We start from the raw sequence: 9146 nt of genomic DNA on the forward strand, positions 1-9146 counted from the left end.
GCTGGATGGCGTGCTATCGGGCGATGTCGCCTCCGATATCGTCGACTATACGGAGAAGCTGCCGGTCGAACGGGCTTACCGGGTGAGCGTGTCCTCGGTCGGTCACGCCACCGATCTCTATGTGCTGGTGTTCAAGGACCAGAGCGAAACGCGCAGGATCGACCGCATGCGCGCCGACTTCATCGCCAATGCCAGCCACGAACTGCGCACCCCACTTGCCTCCATCGCCGGCTTTATCGAAACGCTGCGCGGGCCAGCCCGCAACGACGCGGCGGCGCGCGACCAGTTTCTGCAGATCATGCAGAGCCAGACCGGCCGCATGGCGCGTCTGATCGACGATTTGTTGTCGCTGTCGCGGCTCGAGATGAAACCCTATCTGAAGCCGGGAACCGAGGTGGACCTGCGCCAGACCGTCGACAGCGTCATCGACTCGCTCGGACCGCTGGCCAGCGAAAACGCCGTTGCCATCGAGCGGCGCTACGCCGACGGACCGCTTCATGTGCCTGGCGATCGCGATGAGCTTTTCCAGGTTTTCGAGAACCTCCTGGAAAACGCCTGCAAATACGGGCAGTCGGGTGGGCGCGTGGTTGTATCCATAGCGCATAGCGATGCCGGACCAGAGCCGGGCATCGACGTGACGATCAGGGACTTTGGCCCTGGCATTCCCGAGGAGCACATTCCGCGCATTACCGAGCGCTTCTACCGCGTCGATGTCGAGACCAGCCGGACCCAGAAAGGCACCGGCCTCGGCCTGTCGATCGTCAAGCATATCCTGACGCGCCACAACGCCCGGCTTTCGATCAAGTCCGAAGTCGGCAACGGCGCGGCATTCTCGGTTCATTTGCCGGCGCACTGATATCGCCCTAATTCAAGGGCACTGTTTCTTTTTTCTGTCATCCGGCTAGCGTATCAGCGGGGATTCGAGGAAACGACTCAAAATCAAAACACCCCGTGGGAAGGCATTTGCCATGCAGTCCGTGCACATCGTCAGCGCTTATGACGAGGAGTTGAAATATCTGTCGAAGCGCATCGCCGCGATGGGTGGCCATGCCGAGCGCATGGTCGAACAGGCGGTCACCGCTCTCGTCAATGCCGACCCGGGCCTTGCCCAGAAGGTCATCCGCGACGATACCGTACTGGACGAGGGCCAGCGCGAAATCGACGACAAGGCGATCATCATCATTGCCAAGCGTCAGCCGATGGCGGCGGATTTGCGCGAGATAGTCGGGACCATCCGCATCTCCGCCGACCTCGAACGGGTTGGCGATCTCGCCAAGAACGTTGCCAAGCGGGTTGTCGCCGTCACCGACGGACGCCAGCCGACCAGCCTGTTCCGCGGCCTCGAGGCTCTGTCCAACCTGGCATTGACCCAGCTCAAGGAAGTGCTCGACGTCTACGCGTCCCGTTCGGTGGAGAAGATCGGCTTCGTGCGCGATCGTGACGACCAGATCGACGCCATGTACACATCGCTGTTTCGCGAATTGCTGACCTACATGATGGAAGATCCGCGCAACATCACGCCCTGCACGCATCTGCTGTTTTGCGCCAAGAACATCGAGCGTATCGGTGATCACGCCACCAACATAGCCGAGACCATCTACTACATCGTCACCGGCGATCAGTTGCCGGCTGAGCGGCCCAAGGGCGACAAGACCGACAAAATCAGCCTTTCCGAGACGCAGCCGGTGAAGTGAACGCCGCCTCTCGAACCGTCACCCGATTTACGATAAGCTTTCCGGGCTTTGCCTCTATCCTCGTCCGTGGATTTGCTCCGGGAGGTCGTGATGGAAAATGTTCGGAACCTGACCCCGGCGCCTGCGCCGATATCCGGCATTATCGCTTGCGGCGTTTACACCGCGGGCCGCCGCATCGCCGACATTCCCATCGAGGAAGCCGGCGAATGGGCAAAAAAATCCGGTCACGTCGTCTGGATCGGCCTGTTGGAGCCCGACCGTAACCTGTTGCTGCGCGTCCAGGCGCAGTTTCACCTGCATGAGCTGGCGATCGAGGATGCCGAGCACCCGCACCAGCGGCCGAAGATCGAGCAATATGGCGACGCCTTGTTCATCGTCGCCCGCACCGCGCAGCTGATCGAGGGCCGGGTCACCTTCGGCGAGACCCATTTGTTCGTCGGCTCAGGCTACATAGTCAGCGTCAGGCACGGTCCCTCGACGTCCTATGCCGCCGTTCGTCAGCACTGGGAAAGCTGCCCGCACTCGCTGGCCAAGGGCGAGGATTTCGTCCTCTATGCCATCCTCGATTTCATCGTCGACAATTACATGCCGGTGCTCGAGCAGATCGAGGACGAGGTCGAGGCGATCGAGGACAAGGTTCTGCTGAAGCCGATGACCGCTCCCGACATAGAGCGGCTCTATATGCTGCGCCGCGATCTCCTGCGCCTGCGCAATGCCGCGCTTCCGCTGGTCGAAGTCTGCCGAAGGCTGACCAGCGCCGAGCTGCCGCAGATCCACACCGCCATGCATCCGCTGTTCCGCGACGTCACCGATCACATCCGCACCGTTCAGGAGAAGATCGACAGCCTGCGCGAGGTGCTGGCATTCGCTTTCGAGGCGAGCTTGCTGGTCGGCCAGAGTCAGGAAACGGCCAACACCAAGAAGCTCGCTTCCTGGGCCGCAATCCTGGCGGTGCCGACGGCGCTCGCCGGCATTTACGGCATGAACTTCAGCGACATGCCGGAACTGAAGATGGAATACGGCTATCCGGTGGTTCTGGCCACGATCGCGCTGATCTGCGCGTTTCTGTATTGGCGGTTCAGGAAGAATGGCTGGTTGTGAAGTAGGGCAGTAGGGCAGTAGGGCAGTAGGGCAGTAGGGCAGTAGGGCAGTAGGGCAGTAGGGCAGTAGGGCAGTAGGGCAGTAGGGTGGCATTTCGTGAGCGCGACTTTCCGCGCACATACTGCCCTACTGCCTTACTCCCCTATTCCCTTATCTACCTGCTCCGCCGCCGCTCCGATGCCGGCTGGAATGCCACGCGGGCGTGGTACTTGCAGTAGGGACCGGTTTCGGCGGCATCGTTGCCGCAGAAATGGAAGTCCTCTGAAAGCGGATCGCCGTTCGGCCATTTGCAGGTCCGCTCGGTCAGCTCGACCAGCTGCAGATGCCGCGAGATCGGCAGCACGACATTTTCGACCGGGCGGATGTAATGGCGTGCCACGGGTTCGGCGTCGAACTGCGTCTGCAAAGCGGTCGCGCCGACCGATGTCGTGACATGGCGTGCCGTGGTTGCGGCGCGTGATACCGATTTCTGGACAGTCGATCCTTGCGCTGCCTTCTTCTGGCGTGTTGGCGTGGCGGTCGAGCGACCGCGGCCCGACAGTTTCAGCCGATGCACCTTCCCGATGACCGCATTGCGGCTGACCCCTCCAAGCTGCGCAGCAATCTGGCTTGCGCTCAGACCCTCCGACCACAGTTTTCTCAAGAGTTCTACCCGCTCGTCAGTCCAGTTCATGAGACCGCGCTCCTCTAAGCGTGCGGCAATCGGAATCCTTCTCCCGACCCGGCAACATTTGCCAGGGCAGACACCACATATATCTGGTGATTAGGTCCGCCGCACGAAATCTAGTTATTTCTCGACTACAACTACTCTATGCGCTGACTCGGTGACAAGAGTCCCAAGTGCAACACGAATCGGTTTTTTCGGTTTTCCCCAACTTGCCCGGTCGCTTATGAGCCGGCGTCCCGTCGGGGGGCTTGCCGCGCGCCACTACGCGACGTTTTCGTTGACTTCATGGCCGAAAAACAGGATAAGCCGCACAGGCCGCCGCTTTGGCGGCTTTTTTGATTTTCCGGTACCGGAGACGCATATAATGAGCGGTTCGGCGCTTTACGAGACCTTTGCTCGCGCACCCCTGGCCTTCGACCACGGGGAAGGCACATGGCTGATTACCGACAAGGGCGAGCGATATCTCGATTTCGCCGGCGGCATCGCCGTCAATTCGCTGGGCCACAGCCATCCGCACCTGGTCGCCGCACTCACCGAGCAGGCAGCCAAGCTGTGGCATGTCTCCAACCTCTACGAGATCCCCGGGCAGAGCCGGCTTGGCGAACGGCTGGCCGACGCCACCTTCGCCGACAAGGTGTTCTTCACCAATTCCGGCGCCGAGGCGCTGGAATGCGCGATCAAGACGGCGCGGCGCTACCATTTCGTCAAAGGCCATCCCGAGCGCTTTCGCATCATCACCTTCGAAGGCGCCTTCCATGGCCGCACGCTGGCGACCATCGCGGCTGGCGGCCAGTACAAGTATCTCGAGGGCTTCGGCCCCAAGGTCGAAGGTTTCGACCAGGTCGGCTTCGACGACATTGACGCCGCCGAAAAGGCGATCACGCCGGAGACGGCCGCGATCCTGATCGAGCCGGTGCAGGGCGAGGGCGGTATCCGCCCGGTGCCGACGCAGTCGCTGAAGCGGCTCAGGCAATTGTGCGAGCAGCACGGCCTGCTGTTGATCTACGACGAGGTCCAGTGCGGCATCGGCCGCACCGGCAAGCTGTTCGCACATGAATGGTCGGGTGTAACGCCCGACATCATGGCGATTGCCAAGGGTATCGGCGGCGGCTTCCCGATGGGCGCCTGCCTTGCCACGGATGAAGCGGCGGTCGGCATGACCGCCGGCGTGCATGGCACCACGTTCGGCGGCAACCCGCTTGCCATGGCGGTCGGCAACGCCGTGCTCGATGTCGTGCTGGAAGACGGCTTCCTCGAAGATGTCCAGCGCAAGGCGCTGCTGATGAAGCAGGGTCTGGCGTCGGTCGCCGACGAGTTTCCCGAAATCATCGAGGACATCAGGGGTGCCGGGCTGATGCTCGGCCTCAAATGCGCCATGCCCAACACCAAGGTGAACATGGCCTTGCGCGACCAGCACCTGTTGACGGTTCCGGCCGGCGACAACGTCATTCGCCTGTTGCCGCCGCTCACCGTCACCGACGCCGAGATCCATGACGCGCTCAACCGCATCCGCGCCGGCGCCAAGGGCCTGGCGGAGGCGATCGCTTCCGCCGCGGCGAAGTAATCCCGGAATCATTGCTGATGTCAGTTCGCCATTTCACCGATCTTTCCACCGTTTCCGAAGGCGACCTGCGCTTGATGCTGGACGACGCGGTGGTGCGAAAGGCGCGGCTCAAGGCCGGCGAGCGCACCAAACCGCTCGAAGGCAAGGTGCTGGCGATGATCTTCGACAAGCCGTCGACGCGCACGCGCGTCTCCTTCGACGTCGGCATGCGGCAGCTCGGCGGCGAGACCATCATGCTGACCGGCACCGAGATGCAGCTCGGCCGTTCCGAGACCATCGCCGACACCGCCAAGGTGCTGTCGCGCTATGTCGATGCGATCATGATCCGCACCACCTCGCATGAGCGGCTGCTGGAATTGACAGAGAACGCCACCGTGCCGGTGATCAACGGACTGACCGACGATACCCATCCCTGCCAGCTGATGGCCGATATCATGACCTTCGAGGAACATCGCGGTCCGGTAGCCGGCAAGACCATCGCCTGGACCGGCGACGGCAACAATGTGCTGCATTCCCTGCTCGAGGCCTCGGCCCGGTTCCGCTTCAACCTCAACGTCGCCGTTCCCGAAGGCAGCGAGCCGGCGCAGAAGCATATCGATTGGTCGCAGGCGCATGGCGGCAAGCTGCACTTCACCCGCTCGCCCGAGGAAGCCGTCGATCAGGCCGACTGCATCGTCACCGATTGCTGGGTGTCGATGGGCCAGGAGCATCGCGCCCGCGGCCACAATGTGTTCTCGCCCTACCAGGTCAATGCCAAGCTGATGGCGAGAGCCAAGCCGGACGCGCTGTTCATGCACTGCCTGCCGGCGCATCGCGGCGAGGAAGTGACAGACGAGGTTATCGACGGACCGCATTCGGTGGTCTTCGACGAGGCCGAGAACCGGCTCCATGCCCAGAAGGCCGTGCTTGCCTGGTGTCTAGGCGCTTGAAGTGTCTGGGCGCTTGATCCCTGGGAGCTTGATCTGCGGGCGTGTGATGCCTATTTGCGCCGCATCACGCAAATCAAGCGCGTTTCGACGCATGCGCCCCGGAGGGCGGCATGGCCGCGCCCTGGAGCTTTGTCATGTTGGAAACCTATCAAGTGACTGAACATCACCCCAAACTCGGCGAATTCGGCTATGCCGGCGACGATCACGTCGTGCCGTTCGAGGTCGGCCCTCTCGACGTGCGCGGCCGCACGGTCCAACTCGGGCCGATGCTGGACGCCATCCTCAGCCGCCACGATTATCCCGAGCCGGTCGCCCGCCTGCTGGCGGAGGCCTGTGTGCTGACCGTGCTGCTCGGCACTTCGCTGAAGTTCGAGGGCAAGTTCATCCTGCAGACCCGCACCGACGGACCCGTCGACATGCTGGTTGCGGATTTTTCCACGCCCTCGGCGCTGCGCGCCTATGCGCGTTTCGATGCCGACCGGCTGGAAGCGCTGGTCGCGGCGGGCGAAACCTCCCAACAGACGCTGCTCGGCAGTGGCGTGCTGGCGCTGACCATCGACCAGGGCGCCCATACGCAGCGCTATCAGGGTATCGTCCAGCTCGATGGCGAGACCCTGGAAGACGCGGCACGCACCTATTTCCGTCAGTCGGAGCAGATCCCGACGGATATCAGGCTGTCGGTGGCCAAGCTTTTGACGCCCGGTCCCGGCGGCGCCCGCGAGCAATGGCGCGCCGGCGGTATCCTGGCGCAGTTCCTGCCGCAGTCGCCCGAGCGCATGCGCGTCCCGGACCTGCCGGGCGGCGATGGCGATCCGCGTGAGGAGATCCACGATCCGGTCGACAATTCCTGGCAGGAGTTGCTGGCTCTGCTCGGCACCATCGAGCCGACCGAACTGATCGACCCGACGATCGGCGCCGAGCGGCTGCTCTACAGGCTGTTCCACGAGCATGGCGTGCGCGTCTTCGGCGGCGTTCCGGTCGCCGACCAGTGCTCGTGCTCCAGGGACAAGATCCGCGGCATCCTCGAGGGTTTTTCCGCCCAGGAGATCAAGGACAGCACCGAAGACGGCGGCATCCACGTCGCCTGCGAATTCTGTTCGAAGCAATATGATTTCGACCCGGCGGAATTTGCGGCCCAGTAGAGTAGAAACCACGCCTCACCGGTCGCTCCGCGGCCGGTGAGGCGAAATCAATTCACCGTCCGCCGCGTCCCCGGCAAGTCCAGCGAAAACGCCGGAATGGCGATGTCGAACGTCTCGCCCCGCTTGTTGCGCATCGTGTAATGCCCGACCATGATGCCGGACGGTGTCGAGAGCGGGCAACCGGACGTGTACTGGTAGCTGTCGCCGGGATTGAGTTCGGGCTGGTCGCCGACCACGCCGGGGCCGCGCACTTCCTCGACCCGGCCGGTGCCGTCGGTGATGTGCCAATAGCGCGACAGAAGCTGCACGAAATCGTCCGACTGATTGTCGATCGTTATCTGATAGCCCCAGACATAGCGGTTCTCCGAGGGATCCGAACGGTCCTCCAGATAGAACGGCCTGACCTGCACTTCGATGTTGCGCGTGACGGCGCTATACATAAGCGGCTCCAAAAAACGGTTCCAGCGGAACTTTCGGCGCTCCGTGCGGTTAGGTCAACCGATCGAAGCCTCCTCTGGCCGGCCTCGCGGGCAGGTGCCGACAAAGAATGTCATTTAAGTGACATATGACAATGATGGTGTGCGCGGACTGGTGACGCGCGACTCGGGCGCTCTGCTGAACTGTTGAAACCGGTCATCTTGCGGACCGGTTTTCCTGGAGTGACCGGATCTCGATGCAACTCACTCTCATAGCCGCCACGCTTTCAACCGTCCTCATCCTCTCGAATCTCGCCAGCATCGTGCTCGCCGTGTCGCGTCTGAGACGGCGTCGCACCATTGCGCCGCCGGCCGGCAAGCCGCGGCCGGTGTCGATCGTCGTGCCGTCGCGCGGCGTCGAGCCGTTCACGCAGGAGACGCTGGAGCGCGCCTTCTCGCTCGACTGGCCGCGCTATGAGCTGATTTTCTGCGTCGCCCATGCCGACGATCCGGTGATCAAATTGATAAACAGGACGATCGTCCGGTTTCCGAAAGTGCCGGCCTGGCTGCTTGTCGGCGATGACCGCATCAGCGCCAATCCGAAACTCAACAATTGCGTCAAGGGCTGGGAAGCGGCGCGGCACGACTGGGTCGTCCTGGCCGATTCCAACGTGCTGATGCCGAGGGACTACATCCAGCACCTGATGGCTGCCTGGCGGCCCGGCACCGGCCTTGTCTGCTCGACGCCGATCGGCTCGCGGCCGGCCGGCTTCTGGGCCGAGGTCGAATGCGCTTTCCTCAACACGCTGCAGGCGCGCTGGCAATATGCCGGTGAGGCGCTCGGCCTCGGCTTTGCCCAGGGCAAGAGCATGCTCTGGAACAAGCCGATGCTCGATGCCAATGGCGGCATCCGCGTGCTGGCCGCCGAGATCGCCGAGGATGCCGCTGCGACCAAGCTGGTGAACAGTCTCGGCCTGCGCGTCAATCTCGTCGCCGCCCCCTTCGAGCAGCCGCTTGGCCGGCGCTCGTTTGACGAGATCTGGTCGCGTCAGGCCCGTTGGGCGCGCCTGCGCCGCGTCACTTTCCCGCTGTTCTTCGCACCCGAAATCCTGACGGGCGCCGTGGTGCCGCTGGTGCTTGCGCTGATTGCAGCGGCAAGCGCCGGCTTCAGCCTCTGGGCAACCGCCCTTGCCGTGCTGGCGGCCTTCTATCTTCCGGAGTGCGCCCTGGCCTGGTCCAAGGGCTGGTACCTGTCGCCACGCATGGTCGCCGCGATCATGGCGCGCGACCTGATCCTGCCGGCGATGTGGGGGCGCGGTTGGCTCGGCGGCGCCGTCGACTGGCGCGGCAATGCGATGACCATCGGCACCAAGACGGCCGAGCTGGAAGAGACGCCGTCCGGCGCCTGAAGGCCTCCTACCTGGCCTTCAGCGCCTGCGCGATGTCCTCGAGCAGATCGTCGGCATCCTCCAGGCCAACCGACAGCCTGAGCGTGCCCGGCCCGATGCCGAGCTCGGCGCGCGCCTCGTCGCTGAGATGTTTGTGCGGCGTCGGCGCCGGGTGGGTGAGCAGGCGCTGGGCGTCACCGAGATTGTTGGAGAGCAGGACGATGTCGAGCGCGGTCTGCAAGGCG

General features: G+C 63.3%; 10 protein-coding genes. 7 read left to right on the plus strand and 3 right to left on the minus strand.

What is annotated here, in order from left to right; all coding sequences use genetic code 11:
- The 3 genes from EN994_RS07835 to EN994_RS07845 form a co-directional block, all read left to right on the plus strand.
- A partial coding sequence (locus EN994_RS07835) for an ATP-binding protein (RefSeq protein WP_127307469.1) occupies positions 1-856 on the plus strand: 856 nt, incomplete at its 5' end.
- A 112-nt stretch (positions 857-968) separates the two neighbouring features.
- Positions 969-1694 carry a phosphate signaling complex protein PhoU gene (gene phoU, locus EN994_RS07840; protein WP_013533646.1) on the plus strand — a complete coding sequence of 242 codons (726 nt, stop codon included), beginning with the start codon at positions 969-971 and terminating at the stop codon, positions 1692-1694.
- Positions 1695-1784: 90 nt separating this feature from the next.
- On the plus strand, positions 1785-2795 hold the full coding sequence (locus tag EN994_RS07845) for a magnesium and cobalt transport protein CorA (protein ID WP_013533645.1): 1011 nt from the start codon (positions 1785-1787) through the stop codon (positions 2793-2795).
- Positions 2796-2949: 154 nt separating this feature from the next.
- Here the strand turns inward: EN994_RS07845 and EN994_RS07850 are convergent, their stop codons facing one another.
- Positions 2950-3468: a GcrA family cell cycle regulator gene (locus EN994_RS07850; RefSeq protein WP_063170012.1), complete on the minus strand. Its 519-nt coding sequence runs from the start codon at positions 3466-3468 to the stop codon at positions 2950-2952.
- A 358-nt stretch (positions 3469-3826) separates the two neighbouring features.
- Between EN994_RS07850 and EN994_RS07855 the strand changes: the two genes are divergently transcribed.
- From EN994_RS07855 to EN994_RS07865, 3 genes are all read left to right on the plus strand, one after another.
- Positions 3827-5026 (plus strand): aspartate aminotransferase family protein, encoded by a 1200-nt coding sequence (locus EN994_RS07855; RefSeq protein ID WP_063170013.1) that lies wholly within the window; start codon positions 3827-3829, stop codon positions 5024-5026.
- A gap of 17 nt (positions 5027-5043) precedes the next feature.
- Positions 5044-5955, plus strand: a complete 912-nt coding sequence (gene argF / locus EN994_RS07860; RefSeq protein ID WP_013533642.1) for an ornithine carbamoyltransferase — start codon at positions 5044-5046, stop codon at positions 5953-5955.
- Between the two features lie 110 nt (positions 5956-6065).
- Entirely contained in the window at positions 6066-7097 is a 1032-nt protein-coding gene (locus tag EN994_RS07865) for an Hsp33 family molecular chaperone (protein WP_013533641.1), read from the plus strand.
- A gap of 47 nt (positions 7098-7144) precedes the next feature.
- On the opposite strand, the gene apaG is transcribed toward EN994_RS07865, so the two are convergent.
- Entirely contained in the window at positions 7145-7537 is a 393-nt protein-coding gene (gene apaG / locus EN994_RS07870; protein WP_013533640.1) for a Co2+/Mg2+ efflux protein ApaG, read from the minus strand.
- A gap of 233 nt (positions 7538-7770) precedes the next feature.
- Here apaG and EN994_RS07875 point away from each other — a divergent pair, with 233 nt between their 5' ends.
- On the plus strand, positions 7771-8922 hold the full coding sequence (locus tag EN994_RS07875; protein ID WP_063170014.1) for a ceramide glucosyltransferase: 1152 nt from the start codon (positions 7771-7773) through the stop codon (positions 8920-8922).
- Positions 8923-8929: 7 nt separating this feature from the next.
- Here EN994_RS07875 and EN994_RS07880 read toward each other — a convergent pair.
- Positions 8930-9146, minus strand: a 217-nt coding sequence (locus EN994_RS07880; RefSeq protein ID WP_206530382.1) for a PLP-dependent transferase, incomplete at its 5' end; no start/stop codon positions are given.

Source organism: Mesorhizobium sp. M7A.F.Ca.CA.002.09.1.1, assembly GCF_003998555.1.
GTDB classification, from domain to species: Bacteria; Pseudomonadota; Alphaproteobacteria; order Rhizobiales; family Rhizobiaceae; genus Mesorhizobium; species Mesorhizobium ciceri.